This is a genomic window from Bradyrhizobium sp. S3.7.6 (assembly GCF_054061875.1).
On the sequence record NZ_JBSSEQ010000001.1, the window covers coordinates 5,492,969 to 5,509,061 of the forward strand.

Sequence of the window (16,093 nt, forward strand, 5' to 3'; positions counted from 1 at the left end):
CGCTCGCGCCATGCCTGGCCAGCAGCAACTGATTGAGGGGCGGCCCCGCCGCCCAATGTTTCATACGGGCCGACGCTTGATGCGCCAGACTGTGCCGACGAATTCTGAAGGACCGTTCGCGACGCTGCGGAGTGACAATCCCGCGCGCCGCTTCGGCCCTCCAGCTTCCGTTTCGGCAAGGCGCGAGAGACGGCGTTTCGGCCTTCCCCTCACCCCCGAATCAGGTGGACCGTCGCGGCACCCGGCAGCGCTAATCGCGCCCACGGTGAATCGCGCCCGCCGCCGCCAAGAGTTAAGACATGCCCAACAAGATGTTGATCGATGCCACCCACCCGGAGGAGACCCGGGTCGTCGTGGTCCGCGGCAATCGCGTCGAAGAGTTTGATTTCGAGACCGCACAACGCAAGCAACTGCGCGGGAATATCTACCTCGCCAAGGTCACCCGGGTGGAGCCTTCGCTCCAGGCCGCCTTTGTCGAATATGGCGGCAACCGCCACGGCTTCCTCGCCTTCAGCGAAATCCATCCCGATTACTACCAGATCCCGGTCGCCGACCGGCAGGCACTGATCGAGGCCGAGGAACAGGCCCATCGCGAGGCCGAGGAAGAGAGCGAGAACCGCTCCCACGGCCGCCGCCGCTCGCGCCACCGCAACTCCCGCCGCCGCAGTCAAGGCGAACGCGTCCGCAGCGACATCGTCGAGGGCCTCGAGGCCGGCGCCGATCCAGCGGCCCAGCCGGTCGAGAGCGACGCCCTGCACATCGAGGGTGCGTCGCACGAGGGCGAGCACCTGCACGCCGAGACGGAGCATCACGGCGAGCACGACGGCCACGAGCATCAAGACCACGAACATGGCGATCATGATCACCACGATCATGACCACGAAGGCCATGATCATCTCGATCATGGGCACGACGACCATCATCACGATCATGACCACGGCCACGACGGCCAGCACGATCATCACGACCATGATCATGCCGACGAAACGCCCGCGCCTGTCGCAGCCTTCGGCGCCGAGCCCGTGGTCGCGACCGAGACCGCTTCCGAACCGCAGGAGGCTATCGCCTCCGAAGCCCATGCCGAGGCTCTCGCCGAAGCCGTGACCGCCTCCGCCGAACCGGCCGACGCCGTCTACGCTGCCGGCGAAAGCACTGATGCTCGCCATCAGGAGTCCGAGGAGGAAGACGACGAGGACGAGGACGGCGAGGAAGCCGAAGAGGAACACGTCGAATCCGTCGGCGGCGACGACGTGATGGAGGAGGTGCCGGAGCGCACCTTCCGCCCGCGCCGCCAGTACAAGATCCAGGAAGTCATCAAGCGCCGCCAGGTGATGCTGGTACAGGTCGTCAAGGAAGAGCGCGGCAATAAGGGCGCAGCGCTGACCACCTACCTCTCGCTTGCCGGCCGCTATGCCGTGTTGATGCCGAACACCGCGCGCGGCGGCGGCATCAGCCGCAAGATCACCAGCGCCCAGGATCGTTCCCGCCTGAAGGAAGTTGTGCAGGATCTCGACGTGCCCGAGGGCATGGGCATCATCCTGCGCACCGCCGGCGCCGCCCGTACCAAGCCCGAGATCAAGCGCGACTTCGAATATTTGATCCGGATGTGGGAGACGGTGCGCGACCTGACGCTGAAGTCGCAGGCCCCGACCCTGGTCTACGAGGAAGGCTCGCTGATCAAGCGCTCGCTGCGCGACCTTTACAACAAGGAGATCGACGAGATCTCGGTTGCCGGTGAGTCCGGCTACCGAGAAGCGCGCGACTTCATGAAGATGCTGATGCCCGCCAATGTCAGCGCGGTGAAGCAATATCGGGACGGCCAGCCGCTGTTCTCGCGCATGGGCGTCGAAAGCCAGCTGGATGCGATGTTCTCTCCGACCGTGCAGTTGCGCTCCGGCGGCTACATCGTGATCAACCAGACCGAGGCGCTGGTCTCGATCGACGTCAACTCCGGACGATCGACCCGCGAGCACCATATCGAGGACACTGCGCTCAAGACCAATCTGGAAGCGGCCGAAGAGGTCGCCCGCCAGCTCCGCCTGCGCGACCTCGCCGGCCTGATCGTCATCGACTTCATCGACATGGACGAGAAGCGCAACAACCGCGCGGTCGAGCGCAAGCTGTCCGATTGCCTGCGGCAGGACCGCGCCCGCATCCAGGTCGGCCGCATCTCGCATTTCGGCCTGCTCGAGATGTCGCGCCAGCGCATCCGCGCCAGCGTGCTGGAATCCTCGACCGATCCCTGCCCGCATTGCGGCGGCACCGGCCATGTCCGCTCGGTCTCCTCGGTTGCGCTCCAGCTGCTGCGCGGCCTCGAAGAGATCCTGATGAAGGGCGCGACCCACAATCTCGTGGTCCGCACCCGCACCGACGTCGCGCTCTATGTGCTGAACCACAAGCGCGGCCATCTGCGCGACCTCGAGAACGGCTTCAAGGTCACGCTGGCCGTCATCGCCGACCCCAGCGTCAGCGGACCGCAGGCCTATCTCATCGACCGCGGCGAGCAGGTGCATACGCTGGAAGCAGCGAAGGCGCTGCTGGCGGCACAGGCCGCCGCAAGCCCGCCGCCCGTAGCCGAAGAAGTCTATGACGACGAGGAATTCGATCCGGAGCTGGAATCCGAGGTCGAGACCGAAGAAACCGAAGGCCTCGCCGAGGAGCAGGCTGGCGGCGAAGCGGCTTCCGACCAGGATGGCCAGCGCCGCAAGCGCCGCCGGCGTCGGCGCGGCCGCGGTGCCCCGCGCGACGGCGAGTTGCGCGAGGATGGCGCTCCGGCGTCTTCCGAAGCGGCCGTGGCGGCCAGCGAAGGTGAAGAGGATTCCGAGTCCGAACAGGACGGCGAGGAAGGTGAGGACCAGGCGGCCCGCAGCGAGCAGCAGGGCAACGGCGATCGCCGTCGCCGACGTGGTCGTCGCGGTGGACGCCGCCGTCGCGGTGGCAACGAGGAAGGTCTCGCCGGCTCCATCGGCGACGAGCTCGCAGCCAATGCGCCGTCGGAAGCGACCGATGCCGCCGCCGATTTCGACAGCTTTGGCGGCGAGGCTGCGCCCTCGATCGCGCAGGCCGAACACACCACCGCCGAGCCTCAGGTCAGCGAGCCCGAGCCGCGCGCCGAGGTGCAGATTGAGGCGCCGGCCCAGCCTGAGCCCGCTCCTGCCGCCGCGGACGACGAGCCCGCCGACGACAAGGCAGCGCGTCGCCGCTCCACGGTCCGGGAAAAGGTGAGCTTCCTGTCGAGCAGCGCGAGCGAGCCGGCAACACCGGTTGCGGCAGCGCCAGAGCCGGTTGCCCCGCCCGCACCAGCCGCTGAACCCACGCCGGAGGCGGCAACCGAAACCCCGGCCGCCCCGCGTCGCGCCGGCTGGTGGTCTCGCCGGTTCGGCGGCGGCGAGTAGAGCGAACAAAGCAGTTGAAACCGCCCGGCCAAACCGGGCGGTTTTGATTTAGCGAGGTCAGTTTCGATGCAAAGCGCAATTGTTCTCGGCGGCGGCATGATCGGCGTGAGCGCGGCGCTGCACCTCCGGCAGCGCGGCTGGTCGGTCACGCTCGTCGACCGCAGGGAGCCGGGCCGCGAGACCAGCTACGGCAATGCCGGGATGATCCAGGCCGAAGCCGTGCGTCCCTATCCGATGCCGCGCGACCTCGCTTCGCTCCTGAAGATCGCGACCGGCCGCACCAATGACGTGCGCTACAGCCTGTCGTCGCTTCATCTCCATATCGAGCCCCTGCTCCGCTACTGGTGGCATTCGGCGCCGAAGCGGCATCGCGAGGCGATCGACGCCTGGGCGCGGCTGATCGCCTACGCGACGGCGGAGCACGACATCCTCATTCGCGAAGCCCATGCCGACAATCTGATCCGCCGCGCGGGCTACCGGCATCTGCATCGCGACGCAGCCTCCTTCGATCTCGCCGTCAAGGCGGCGGAACAAGACCAGCGCGAATTCGGCGTGAGGTTTCGCGCGCTCTCGGGGGCCGAGCTCGCCAAGGCCGAACCGATTCTGCGCGACGACCTGCCCGGTGCGATCCATTGGCTCGACACCTGGACCGTGTCCGATCCCGGCGCACTGGTCACGGCCTATGCCGAGCTGTTCGAACGCCTCGGCGGCACCATCGTGCTCGGCGATGCCCAGACCTTGCGGCAGACCGCGACCGGCTGGTCGGTCGACACGGACCAGGGAACCATCGACGCTGCGGCCGCCGTCGTGACGCTCGGGCCCTGGTCGCCCAATCTCCTGCACAAATTCGGCTATCGCATTCCGCTCGTACGCAAGCGCGGCTACCACATGCATTACAGCGGCGGCGCCTCACTCGATCTGCCGCTGGTCGACAAGGCCGGCGGCTATGCCATGGGTCCGATGGCGAAGGGCATCCGCATCACCACAGGCGCGGAATTGACCGGCATGGACGCGCTCGCCACGCCGGTGCAGCTCGCGAGTGCCGAAGCTTCGGCGCGAGAGCTGATCGACCTCGGCAGGCGCGTCGAGCCCGACCCGTGGTTCGGCACCCGCCCCTGCACGCCCGACATGCTGCCGGTGCTCGGGCAAGCCCCGCGTCATCCCGGCCTCTGGATGAATTTCGGCCACGGCCACCAGGGCTTTACGCTCGGGCCCGCGACCGGTCGCCTGCTCGCCGAGATGATGAGCGGCGAGACGCCGGCGATCGATCCGACGCCATACCGGCCTGAGCGCTTCTAGCTGTCGGCGTCCGCGGCGCGCACCGCGAGCGCGACTGAGATGCGCGAGCCGGCAAATTCCGTCAGTCGGCGCGCTCGGCCAGCAGCTTCCTGATGCGGTCGGCATCTTCGGGCGTCGCCGGATTGTAGACGATCATGCTGAGATCGGAGCGGCCCTCGACATTGAAGCTCGAATATTCGAACGACATCGTGCCGTGAACGGGATGCCGCAGCCGCTTGGTTCCGTCGCCATGATGGCGCACGTCATTGTCGCGCCAGAGCGCCGCGAATTCCGGACTTGTCCGACAGAGCTCGTCGACGAAATCGGCGACATGCGAGACGGCACCTGCTCGCGCCGCGTCTGCCCTGAATGCGGCCACCACGAAGCGTGCCACACTGTCCCAGTCATATTGCGCGGCGCGCACGCGCGGATCGCAGAAGATGAAGCGCAGGATGTTGCGCTGTCTCGGAGGGATCGCGCCGTAGTCGGTCAGCACGACGCTTGCGGCGCGATTCCAGGCGACGACGTCCCAGGTCGCGGTGCGTACCAACGCCGGGCTGAATGAGAGCGCATCAAGCACGCGTTGCAGCCGCGGCGAGACGCCTTCGCTCGCCTGGTAGCGCACCTCAGGCGGGCGGCCGAGGCCGATCAGGAACAGGTGCTCGCGCTCGACATCGGTCAGCATCAACGCGCGCGCGATCCGGTCGAGCACGTCGGCCGATGGCGCCCCGCCGCGGCCCTGCTCCAGCCAGGTGTACCAGGTCGAGCTGATATTGGCGCGCTGGGCCACTTCCTCCCGGCGCAGACCCGGCGTGCGCCTGCGGCTGCCGGAGAAGCCGAACGCGGCTGCATCGAGCCGGGTGCGACGGTCCTTCAGATAGGCCCCAAGCAAGTTCTCGGCGGCAGCGCTCTCGCTCATCCTGTTAGCTATTATACCCTGATAATGTCACTACTTTACCCGGATAACTGTAGCGCAGATGGTTCTCTCCACCAACACCAGGAGATTTCGCATGCGTGTTTTCGTTACCGGTGCCACCGGCTTCGTCGGTTCCGCCGTCGTTCGAGACCTGATGGCCGCCGGCCATAGCGTAAACGGCCTCGCCCGCTCCGATGCCGGCGCCGCAGCGCTCACCGCGATGGGCGCCGAGGTCCATCGTGGGTCGCTGGAGGATCATGCCTCCTTACGCGGCGGCGCCGCCGCTTCGGACGGTGTGCTGCATCTCGGCTTCAACCATGACTTCTCGAAATTCGCCGACAATTGCGAGCTCGACCGCCGCGCGATCCTCGCGCTCGGTGAGGAGCTCAAAGGCTCCGACCGCCCTCTCATCGTCACATCCGGTGTAGCGCTGCTGGCGCCCGGACGGCTCGCGACCGAAGACGATGCGGCGGCCCGCCACTTTCCGCGCGTCTCGGAAGCCACTGCCGAAGACCTCGCGGAGCGCGGCGTCCGCACCGGCATCGTGCGGCTGCCGCCCACGACCCACGGTGAGGGCGACCACGGCTTCGTGCCGCGCCTGATCGCGCTCGCCCGGGAGAAAGGCGCCGCGGCCTATATCGGCGAAGGCCAAAACCGCTGGCCGGCCGCGCACCGCCTCGACGCCGCGCGCGTCTATCGTCTCGCGCTGGAGCAAGGCGCGACCGCGCGGCGCTATCATGCGATCGCCGAGGAAGGCGTGCCGTTCAAGGCGATCGCAGAGGTGATCGGCCGACGGCTCGGCGTCCCCGTCGTGTCCAAATCGCCTGAGGAAGCGGCCGCGCATTTCGGCTGGTTCGCACAGTTCGCCGGCATCGACGTTCCGACCTCAAGCGCCAAGACGCGCGCTTCGCTCAGCTGGGCGCCGAAAGAAAAAGGGCTGATCGACGATCTCGACCAGCCCCATTATTTCGAGGTCTGACGGCGCCGCCCGCGCCGTCAGATTCCGCTTGCAGATCAGTCCGTCGTGACGGCCGTTTCCATGTCGGTCGGATCGATCTGTCTGGCGAGGTTGGCGTTGAGCTTGTCGCGGTCGAGCTCACCCTCCCACCAGGCGACGATCACGCAGGCCACGCCGTTGCCACAGAGGTTGGTCAGCGCGCGGCACTCGCTCATGAACTTGTCGATGCCGAGCACGATCGCCATGCCCGGCACGAGGCGCGGATCGACCACGGCGAGCGTCGCGGCCAGCGTGATGAAGCCCGCGCCGGTGATGCCGGAGGCACCCTTCGAGGTCAGCATCGCCACCACCAGGATGGTGAGCTGCTGGCCGAAGGTGAGATCGAAGCCAAGCGCCTGCGCGATGAATAGCGTCGCCAGCGTCATGTAGATGTTGGTGCCGTCGAGATTGAACGAATAGCCCGTGGGCACCACGAGGCCGACCACCGACTTCGAGCAGCCGAGGCGCTCGAGTTTCTCCATCAAGGAAGGCAGCGCGCTTTCCGAGGACGAGGTGCCGAGCACGATCAGCAGCTCGTCCTTGATGTAGGCGAGGAACTTGAAGATGGAGAAGCCGGCGAGGCGCGCGATGGTTCCGAGCACGACGAATACGAACAGCGCCGCGGTGACGTAGAACGTCGCGATCAGGCCGACCAGGTTGAGGATCGCCCCGGTGCCGAACTTGCCGATGGTGTAGGCCATTGCGCCGAAGGCGCCGATCGGCGCCGCGCGCATCACGATGGAGATGACTCCGAACACCGCATGCGCGGCGTCATCGATGAAGCTGCGGATGGTATGGCCGCGCTCGCCGAGGCCCATGATGGCGAAGCCGAACAGCACCGAGAACAGCAACACCTGCAGGATCTCGCCTTGCGCGAAGGCGCCGACCACGGTGTCGGGGATGATGTGCAGGATGAAGTCGACCGACCTCTGGCCCTCGGCCTGCTTGGCGTAGTTGGCGACGGCCTGCGCGTTGGCGGCGGCGCTGCCGAAGCCCGCACCCGGCTTCACCAGGTTGCCGATGATGAGTCCGATCACCAGCGCGAAGGTCGAGACGACCTCGAAATAGACCAGCGCCTTGACGCCGATGCGGCCGACCTTCTTGGCGTCCTGGATATGCGCGATGCCGGAGACCACGGTGCAGAAGATGATCGGCGCAATCACCATCTTGATCAGCTTGATGAAGCCGTCGCCCATCGCCTTGATCCACTCGTTGGTGGCGAGCGACGGCCACAGCCAGCCGACCAAGGCGCCGAGCACGATGGCGATCAGCACCTGGACGTAGAGAACCTTGTACCAAGGCTTGGCGGCGGCCGGCGCGACCGGCGCCCCCGCCATCGTTGTCGTCGTCATTGTTTCACTCCCCCTCAAACTCAGAGCCAGCCAAGATCAACTTGGCCGGCTCTGTCAATCGGAACTGCTCGGAATGGTGCGCTTTACCCGCGTCGATCGACGATCCGGCGGGCCGCCGGCATCAGCGCGGCGCCCAGCGCGTTCTTGACCACCGATGCCGCAATGAACGGCGCGACGCCGACCGCCCAAGCCTTGGTTGCGCCAAGGCCGATGACGTAGGCCAGCCAGCCGAAGCCGGCGATGAAGATGACGACATGGGCGAGCGCCATTGCTCCAAACAGGAACACGACGTTGCGATCCCAGCCGCGCTCGGCCAGCCAGCCGGTGATGAAGGCAGCCAGCACGAAGCCATACAGGTAGCCGGCAGTCGGGCCGACCAGCGGTGCAATTCCACCGACCGGGCCGGCGAACACCGGCAGCCCCATCGCGCCTTCGGCGAGGTAGGCGATCATGGTTGCGCTGCCAAGGCGCCAGCCATAGGCGGCGCCGATCATCAGCACGACCAGCGTCTGCAGGGTCATGGGCACGTAAGGCAGTGGCAGATTCACCTTGGCTGATAGCGCCATCAAGGCGGTGCCGAGCGCAATCAGCACGACGGCGCGAAGTGCGCCGACGGTTTCACCCGGACGGGTCGGCCACATCAATGCGGCGAGAGGAGAATGCGGCGTGGCGACGGACGGGAGGGAACGGTCAGACAAAGTTGAACTCCGCAGGGCTGGTGTCGAAACGGCTGTCGAAAACTCGCGGCTATTTAAGCCAGTGAGCGATCCGGTCAACTGCCTCCCGCATCTCCGCTGCCGAACGCGCATAGGAAAGCCGTATGAACGAACGACCATGGATGGGATCGAAATCGAGACCCGGCGTGGCCGCAACGTGCGCCTGCTCCAGCATCTGCTTGGCGAACTCGAAACTGTCCGAGGTGAAGTCCGAGACGTCGGCGTAGAGATAGAAGGCGCCGTCGGCAGGCAGGAACTTGCTGAGGCCCGCCTTGGGCAATCCCTCGATCAGGATGCGCCGGTTTTCCTGATAGCCGTGCTTGATCTCCTCCATCTCGGCCGCGCCGTCGAAGGCGGCCTCGGCCGCGATCTGCGACAGCGAAGGCACCGAGATCGACAGGTTCTGCTGCAGCCGCTCGATCGGCCGCACCAGGATCTCGGGCACGACCATCCAGCCGACGCGCCAGCCCGTCATGCAAAAATATTTCGAGAACGAGTTGATCACGAGTGCGTGCTCCGACAGCGCCGCCGCCGTCGCCGCCGGAAACGCGTAGTCGAGCCCGTGATAGATCTCGTCGGAGATGAAGCGGATGCCGGCATCTTCCGCCGCAGCGATCAGGCCGGCAAGCGCCTCGCGGGACATCATCGTCCCGGTCGGATTGGCCGGGCTGCCGACCAGCACGCCCTTGAGCGGCGCCTTGCGATGGGCCGCCAGCAGCGCCTCGCCGGTCAGCGCGTGGCGCGTGTCATTGGTGGTCTCGATCAGCACCGGCTCGCAACCGAGCGCGGTGAGGATGTGACGGTAGGGCGGATAGCCCGGCACCGTCACGGCGACGCGGTCGCCGGGCGCGAACATCGACAGGAAAGCCAGGATGAAACCGCCGGAGGAGCCTGTCGTCACCACGATCCGCTCGGGGCTGACATCACAGCCATAGGCATCCCGATAGTGGCGCGCGATGCGTTCGCGCAATGAGGGGATGCCGAGCGCGGAGGTGTAATCGATCCGCCCCGCCTCGAGCGCCGCATGGGCGGCCGCGATCGCGGTCTTTGGAGCGCCGGTTGCGGGCTGGCCGACCTCCATGTGGATGACGTGGCCGCCTGCCGCCTCGATTCGGGCCGCGGCGGCCATCACGTCCATCACCATGAACGGGGGAACATCGCTGCGGCGGGAGGGCTCGAGCCACTGCCCCACCCGGTTCCTCAATGTCGCATCGTGCATCGAATTCTGCTATTCGCTGGCGAACCGGTCGGTTCGGTCCCGGAAACGGGGCGCTTGCGCCCCAGACTGGCCGCATTGTACGGCTCATAAGGGCATATCTCGTATCCGGTCCGCCGCCAATCGCCAAAAACCAATCACGAAACTGCTTGATCAAGACCGTTTGACCCAGACCGCCTGATGTTGCTCCAGATCGCATTGCGCAAGAAGGCCTCCTCCCTCACCGCCCTCGTCACCGCCGCGGCGATCGCGCTGTTGCCGATGCCGGCCGCGCATGCGCAGGCCAAGGGGCCGCCGATCCTGCGCGACACCGAAACCGAGCAGCTGCTGCGCGAATACACGCGCCCGATCCTGCGCGTTGCCGGTCTGGAAAAGCAGAACATCCAGATGGTGATCATCAACGAAGGCTCGTTCAACGCGTTCGTCGCGGACGGCCGCCGCATCTTCGTCAATTACGGCGCGATCATGCAGTCGGAGACGCCGAACCAGATCATCGGCGTGCTCGCGCACGAGACCGGACATCTGGCCGGCGGCCATCTGTCCAAGCTGCGCGAACAGCTCGCCAACGCCCAGACCCAGATGATCATCGCCATGCTGCTCGGGGCCGGCGCGATCGCCGTGGGCAGCACCCGCGGCAGCAACAGCGCCGGCAACAACGGGCTCGCCAATGCCGGTGCTGCCGCCATCGCCGGACCGCAGGAGATGATCCGCCGCACGCTGCTGTCCTATCAGCGCCAGCAGGAGGAGAACGCCGACCGCGCCGGCGTGAAATTCCTGACCGCGACCCAGCAGTCGCCGAAGGGCATGTACGAGACCTTCAAGCGCTTCACCAGCGAGAGCCTGTTCGCTGCCCGCGGCACCGATCCCTATCTCCAGTCGCATCCGATGCCCGCCGAGCGCGTCGCGTCGCTTCAGGAATTCGCCAGTTCCAGCCCCTATTGGGACAAGAAGGACGATCCCGCGCTCCAGCTCCGCCACGACATGGCGCGCGCCAAGATTTCCGCGTTCATGGAGCGGCCGGAGACGGTCTACCGCCGCTATCCCCAGACGAACGACAGCATGCCGGCGCGCTATGCCCGCGCCATCAGCACCTATCTGCACGGCGATTTACGCAGCGCCCTGGCCCAGATCGACGCGCTGATCCAGGTCCAGCCGAACAACCCGTATTTCTACGAGGTGCGCGGCCAGGCCCTGCTGGAGGGCGGCAAGCCGGCCGAGGCGATCCCTGCCCTGCGCAAGGCGGTGCAGCTGTCCAACAACGCGCCCCTCATCGAGATGTTACTTGGGCAGGCTCTGGTTGGATCGGATAATAAGGCCTACACCGATGATGCCGTTCGGATTCTCCGGGCCGCGGTGGCACGGGAACCGGAGGCTGCGCTCGGTTATATGCAGCTCGCGATGGCCTATGGCCGGAAGGGCGACTATGCCGAGGCGGATCTGGCGTCGGCGCAGGCCGCTTATCTGCGCGGCGACAACAAGACCGCCCGCGAGCTCGCCACGCGCGCGAAAACCCGTTTCGCCGTCGGCACGCCCGGATGGGTCAAGGCCGACGACATCGTGGCGGCCAAGCCGCCGCGCAACTAACGCGACCAAGACGACGCCTGACACCACGACGTCACGACACCGAGCTTAAGTCCGCCGGGACGTTTTCCGAAACCAGCTTTCGATAAGAGGATTTGCCTATGCCTTCGCTGCGCCTGCTTGCTCCCGCGCTGTTCGCGCTCGCCATCTTCGGCGCGGCCGTTCCCGCGTCGGCCGACAGCTTCTCGGATGCCCAGCGCACCGACATCGAGGCGATCATCAAGAACTATCTCGTCACCCATCCCGAGGTGCTCGAGGAAGCGATGACCGAGCTCACCAAGCGCCAGGCCGCGGCCGAAACGCAGAAGCACGAAGCCAGCATCGCGCAGAACTCCGATGCGATCTTCAACTCGCCGCGCCAGGTCGTGCTCGGCAACAAGGACGGCGACGTCACCTTCGTCGAGTTCTTCGATTACAATTGCGGCTACTGCAAGCGCGCGATGGGCGACATGCTCGACCTCATGAAGGCCGATCCGAAGCTGAAGGTCGTGCTCAAGGAGTTTCCGGTGCTGAGCCAGGGCTCGGTCGAAGCGGCACAGGTCGCGGTCGCCGTGCGCATGCAGGATCCCACCGGCAAGAAGTATCTCGACTTCCACCAGAAGCTGCTCGGCGGCCGTGGCGCCGCCGACAAGGCGCGCGCGCTGCAGGCGGCCAAGGAAGCCGGCCTCGACACCGCGAAGATCGAGAAGGACATCGGCAGCCCCGAGGTGCGCGCCACCATCGAGGAGAATTTCAAGCTCGCCGAAGCGATGGGCATGAACGGCACGCCGAGCTACGTGATCGGCAAGCAGATCGTGATCGGCGCCGTCGGCCTCGAAGGCCTGAAGGAAAAGATCGGCGTTGCCCGTTGCGGCAAGGCGACTTGCTAACAAGGCGACCTGCTGATCCCGCATTTCACAATCTGCGCATGCGACGAGGCCGGCTGAACAGCCGGCCTTTTTCGTTGACCGCAGCTCTGCGCGAATTCTGGCGCGAATCCGGCGCGCGCATTCATCTCGCGTTTAAGAAACAAATACCCCGGAACCGCCGATGTTCCGGAACAACTCAAATCTCCTTTCGTTGGTGGCGCGGGCAATGACGCTAAGAAACACGTGAGGAGAAATTTGATGTCTAACCGCTTTATGATCTCGGTCGCCGCGCTCGCGCTCGTCGCAGGCACCGGGCTGGCGAACGCACAGGGCACCATGAACCGCGATAGCGGTGGCGGGGCCGGTGCGCAGCCGACGCAACATTCGCAACCCGCCGGCGGCGCGGCTGAACGTGGCGCGATGGGCAAGGAAGCCGCTCCCGAAAGGGGCACCGTCGGCCAGGCTGGCGGCGCCATGAAGCCCGGCGGAGCAGCCGAGGAGAAGTCGTCTGGCGCGACGGAGAAATCCGGTGCGATGGAAAAGTCAGGCGGGATGGAAAAATCCGGCACGATGAACAAGAACGCGGCTGACGAGAAGGCCGGCGCGACGAAGGGTGAGCACGCCCAGGGCGCGCAGGACAAGTCCGCGCAGGACAAGTCCAAGAGCACGATGGACAAGTCCCAGATGGACAAGTCCAAGAGCACCGAGACTGACACCAAGAGCGGCAACATGAACGCCCAGACCAAGGGCGCGGACAGCAAGGCTGCCGACACCAAGTCTCAGACCACGACCGGCGCCGCGCCTGCGACCGCTGCGGCACCGCCTGCCGAGAAGCGGACCGAGATCTCAACGGCGATCAAGTCGACCAAGATCGAAGAGACCACCAACGTCAACTTCAACATCTCGGTCGGCGCCGCGATCCCGGCGTCCGTTCGCTTCCATCCGCTGCCGCCCCGGATCGTGGAAATCTATCCGGAGTGGCGCGGCTATGACGTGATCTACGTCCGCGGACAGTACATCATCGTCCGTCCGCAGACGCGCGAGATCGTGTACATCATCGAAGGCTAAGCCACCTGGCTGACGGCCCGATAAGCCCTTGCCGAGAGATCGGCAGGGGCTTTTGGCCTATTGGGCGGCCTCCCCTGCCTATCCCGCCCGGCAGCCACGATTAGAACTGGTTAACAAGCAATTTCCGTAACTTCCGCACAGGTTTTTGCACCCCGGATGAGCTGTTTGAAGCCCCCTGGGAGGTCCTTCAAGGCTTCCCCTAAGGCGCTTTGTTACCTATAACCCCCGCCACGCCGAAGCACCTCTTGCGGGATTGGAATGGCCGAACCAGCAACCGACACGATCCTCGTTCTCAACGGGCCGAACCTCAACATGTTGGGGACGCGCGAGCCCGAGAAGTATGGCCATGCGACGCTGGCCGACGTCGAAACACTGTGCCGCGAAGCGGCGGCGGCATACGGCCTCAAGGCCGACTGCCGGCAGTCGAACCGCGAAGGCGAGTTGATCGACTTCGTCCACGAGGCGCACGCCCGCAAGATGAAGGGCATCATCATCAATGCCGGCGGCTATTCGCACACCTCGATCGCGCTGCACGACGCGCTGCTCGCGGTGCAGATTCCGACCGTCGAAGTGCACGTGACCAACATCCACGCCCGCGAGAGCTTCCGTCACCATTCCTACACCGCGCGCGCGGCCTTCGCCTCGCTCTGCGGTTTCGGCATCGAGGGCTACCGCCTCGCCATCCAGGGCCTTGCCGCCAAGCTCGGCATCAAGCCCAAAGCCTGACGCTCCCTCTTCACACAGAACATTCGGATCAGAACATGGCGCGCCAGCCAGACGACAAAGCAGCCGTAAAGTTTTCCAGCGAGGATTCCGCGCTCGTCCGCGAGCTCGCACTTCTGCTCGATGAGACCAGCCTCACCGAGATCGAGATCGAACGGGCCGGTCTTCGCCTGCGCGTCGCCCGCAACATCAGCGTCGCCGCCACCATGCCGATGCAGATGGCGGCCGGTCCCGCCGTCCTGCCGGCGGCCGCAGCTGCCGCCGCGCCAGCCGCGGCCGACCTGTCGAAGCATCCGGGCGCGGTGATCTCGCCGATGGTTGGCACCGCCTATTGGGCGCCGGAGCCCGGCGCCAAGCCGTTCATCGAGGTCGGCAGCAAGGTCTCGGTCGGCCAGACGCTGCTGATCATCGAAGCGATGAAGACCATGAACCAGATCCCCTCGCCGCGCGCCGGCACGGTGACGCAGATCCTGGTCGAAGACGGCCAGCCGGTCGAGTACGGCGAGCCGCTCGTCATCATTGAGTAATGGTCGTGGGCGGTCAGCCGCCCTAGCCGCTTCCCGCGCGCCAGTCCCTTAAGGACACCATGTTCGACAAGATCCTCATAGCCAATCGCGGCGAGATCGCCCTTCGCATCCTGCGCGCCTGCAAGGAGCTCGGCATCGCGACCGTGGCCGTGCACTCCACCGCCGACGCCGACGCCATGCATGTGCGCCTGTCGGACGAGAGCGTCTGCATCGGGCCGCCGCCGTCCAAGGACAGCTATCTCAACGTGCCCGCGCTGCTCGCGGCCTGCGAGATCACCGGCGCCGATGCCGTGCATCCCGGCTACGGCTTCCTCTCCGAGAACGCGCGCTTCGCCGAAATCCTTGGCGAGCACAATCTGCATTTCATCGGCCCCAAGGCCGAGCACATCCGCCTGATGGGCGACAAGATCGAGGCCAAGAAGACGGCCAGGAAGCTCGGCATTCCCGTGGTGCCCGGCTCGGACGGCGCGGTCGGCCCCGAGGACGACGCGATGGCGATCGCCAGGAAGATCGGCTTCCCCGTGCTGGTCAAGGCAGCCGCCGGCGGCGGCGGCCGCGGCATGAAGGTCGCGCAGAGCGAGGCCGACCTCCAGGTGGCGCTGTCGACGGCAGCCAACGAGGCCAAGTCCGCCTTCGGTGACGCGTCCGTCTATCTGGAAAAATACCTCCAGAAGCCGCGCCACATCGAGATCCAGATCCTCGGTGACGGCCGCGGCGGCGCGATCCATCTCGGCGAGCGCGATTGCTCGCTGCAGCGCCGCCACCAGAAGGTCTGGGAGGAAGGTCCCTCGCCGGTCCTTGCCGCCGCTGCACGCGCCAAGATCGGCGAGACCTGCGCCAAGGCGATGCGCGAGATGAAATATCTCGGCGTCGGCACCATCGAATTCCTGTTCGAGGACGGCGAGTTCTACTTCATCGAGATGAATACCCGCATCCAGGTCGAGCATCCCGTCACCGAGAGCATCACCGACATCGACCTCGTGCTGGAGCAGATCCGCATCGCTGCCGGCGGCGATCTGCCGGCCAAGCAAAGCGAGATTCAGATCATCGGCCACGCGATCGAGTGCCGTATCAACGCCGAGAACCCGCAGAGCTTCCGTCCCTCGCCGGGCCGCATCACGCAATATCACCAGCCCGGCGGGCTCGGCGTGCGCATCGATTCTGCGGTCTATCAGGGCTACACCATCCCGCCCTATTACGACTCGCTCGTCGGCAAGCTCATCGTCCACGGCAAGACCCGCGCCGAATGCCTGATGCGGCTGCGCCGGGCACTGGACGAGATGGTGGTCGAGGGTATCGAGACGACGCTGCCGCTGTTCCGCGACCTGGTGCGCCAGGACGACATCATCAACGGCGACTATCACATCCACTGGCTGGAACAGTACCTCGCGGGTAAGGAACCGACCGCGGGGTAACCCTCTCTCCCGATGGAACCCTTTGGCCCCCATCGCGTTCTGGACGGGGACAGTTCCGAGG

Annotated in this window: 13 protein-coding genes; 9 read left to right on the plus strand and 4 right to left on the minus strand. The window is 65.9% G+C overall.

Features of this window, described 5'->3' with window-relative positions; genetic code table 11:
- Nucleotides 1–299: 299 nt before the first annotated feature.
- Together ACVJ5M_RS26905 and ACVJ5M_RS26910 are read left to right on the plus strand one after the other, a co-directional pair.
- The gene (locus ACVJ5M_RS26905; RefSeq protein ID WP_231144948.1) at nt 300–3,395 is read left to right on the plus strand and encodes an Rne/Rng family ribonuclease; all 3,096 of its coding nucleotides are present in this window, start codon (nt 300–302) and stop codon (nt 3,393–3,395) included.
- Between the two features lie 66 nt (nt 3,396–3,461).
- The gene (locus tag ACVJ5M_RS26910) at nt 3,462–4,694 is read left to right on the plus strand and encodes an NAD(P)/FAD-dependent oxidoreductase (protein ID WP_063983543.1); all 1,233 of its coding nucleotides are present in this window, start codon (nt 3,462–3,464) and stop codon (nt 4,692–4,694) included.
- Between the two features lie 61 nt (nt 4,695–4,755).
- On the opposite strand, the gene ACVJ5M_RS26915 is transcribed toward ACVJ5M_RS26910, so the two are convergent.
- The gene (locus ACVJ5M_RS26915) at nt 4,756–5,592 is read right to left on the minus strand and encodes a helix-turn-helix transcriptional regulator (protein ID WP_063983544.1); all 837 of its coding nucleotides are present in this window, start codon (nt 5,590–5,592) and stop codon (nt 4,756–4,758) included.
- 91 nt (nt 5,593–5,683) lie between these two features.
- Between ACVJ5M_RS26915 and ACVJ5M_RS26920 the strand changes: the two genes are divergently transcribed.
- The gene (locus ACVJ5M_RS26920; RefSeq protein ID WP_063983545.1) at nt 5,684–6,568 is read left to right on the plus strand and encodes an SDR family oxidoreductase; all 885 of its coding nucleotides are present in this window, start codon (nt 5,684–5,686) and stop codon (nt 6,566–6,568) included.
- 35 nt (nt 6,569–6,603) lie between these two features.
- Here ACVJ5M_RS26920 and ACVJ5M_RS26925 read toward each other — a convergent pair whose 3' ends face one another.
- The 3 genes from ACVJ5M_RS26925 to ACVJ5M_RS26935 form a co-directional block, all read right to left on the minus strand.
- The gene (locus ACVJ5M_RS26925) at nt 6,604–7,938 is read right to left on the minus strand and encodes a dicarboxylate/amino acid:cation symporter (protein ID WP_063983546.1); all 1,335 of its coding nucleotides are present in this window, start codon (nt 7,936–7,938) and stop codon (nt 6,604–6,606) included.
- 83 nt (nt 7,939–8,021) lie between these two features.
- Nucleotides 8,022–8,579, minus strand: a complete 558-nt coding sequence (locus ACVJ5M_RS26930; protein WP_063983547.1) for a biotin transporter BioY — start codon at nt 8,577–8,579, stop codon at nt 8,022–8,024.
- Nucleotides 8,580–8,685: 106 nt separating this feature from the next.
- Nucleotides 8,686–9,873 carry a pyridoxal phosphate-dependent aminotransferase gene (locus tag ACVJ5M_RS26935; protein ID WP_063983548.1) on the minus strand — a complete coding sequence of 396 codons (1,188 nt, stop codon included), beginning with the start codon at nt 9,871–9,873 and terminating at the stop codon, nt 8,686–8,688.
- Nucleotides 9,874–10,050: 177 nt separating this feature from the next.
- Between ACVJ5M_RS26935 and ACVJ5M_RS26940 the strand changes: the two genes are divergently transcribed.
- The 6 genes from ACVJ5M_RS26940 (at nt 10,051) to accC (ending at nt 16,032) form a co-directional block, all read left to right on the plus strand.
- Complete coding sequence (locus ACVJ5M_RS26940) at nt 10,051–11,454, plus strand: M48 family metalloprotease (RefSeq protein WP_063983549.1); 1,404 nt, start codon at nt 10,051–10,053, stop codon at nt 11,452–11,454.
- A gap of 98 nt (nt 11,455–11,552) precedes the next feature.
- Complete coding sequence (locus ACVJ5M_RS26945; protein ID WP_063983550.1) at nt 11,553–12,320, plus strand: DsbA family protein; 768 nt, start codon at nt 11,553–11,555, stop codon at nt 12,318–12,320.
- A gap of 237 nt (nt 12,321–12,557) precedes the next feature.
- Nucleotides 12,558–13,367 (plus strand): DUF1236 domain-containing protein, encoded by an 810-nt coding sequence (locus tag ACVJ5M_RS26950; protein ID WP_231144946.1) that lies wholly within the window; start codon nt 12,558–12,560, stop codon nt 13,365–13,367.
- 258 nt (nt 13,368–13,625) lie between these two features.
- Nucleotides 13,626–14,093 carry a type II 3-dehydroquinate dehydratase gene (gene aroQ / locus ACVJ5M_RS26955; protein ID WP_014495592.1) on the plus strand — a complete coding sequence of 156 codons (468 nt, stop codon included), beginning with the start codon at nt 13,626–13,628 and terminating at the stop codon, nt 14,091–14,093.
- 35 nt (nt 14,094–14,128) lie between these two features.
- Complete coding sequence (gene accB, locus ACVJ5M_RS26960) at nt 14,129–14,617, plus strand: acetyl-CoA carboxylase biotin carboxyl carrier protein (protein WP_063983552.1); 489 nt, start codon at nt 14,129–14,131, stop codon at nt 14,615–14,617.
- A gap of 59 nt (nt 14,618–14,676) precedes the next feature.
- Complete coding sequence (accC, locus tag ACVJ5M_RS26965) at nt 14,677–16,032, plus strand: acetyl-CoA carboxylase biotin carboxylase subunit (protein ID WP_063983553.1); 1,356 nt, start codon at nt 14,677–14,679, stop codon at nt 16,030–16,032.
- Nucleotides 16,033–16,093: the final 61 nt, after the last annotated feature.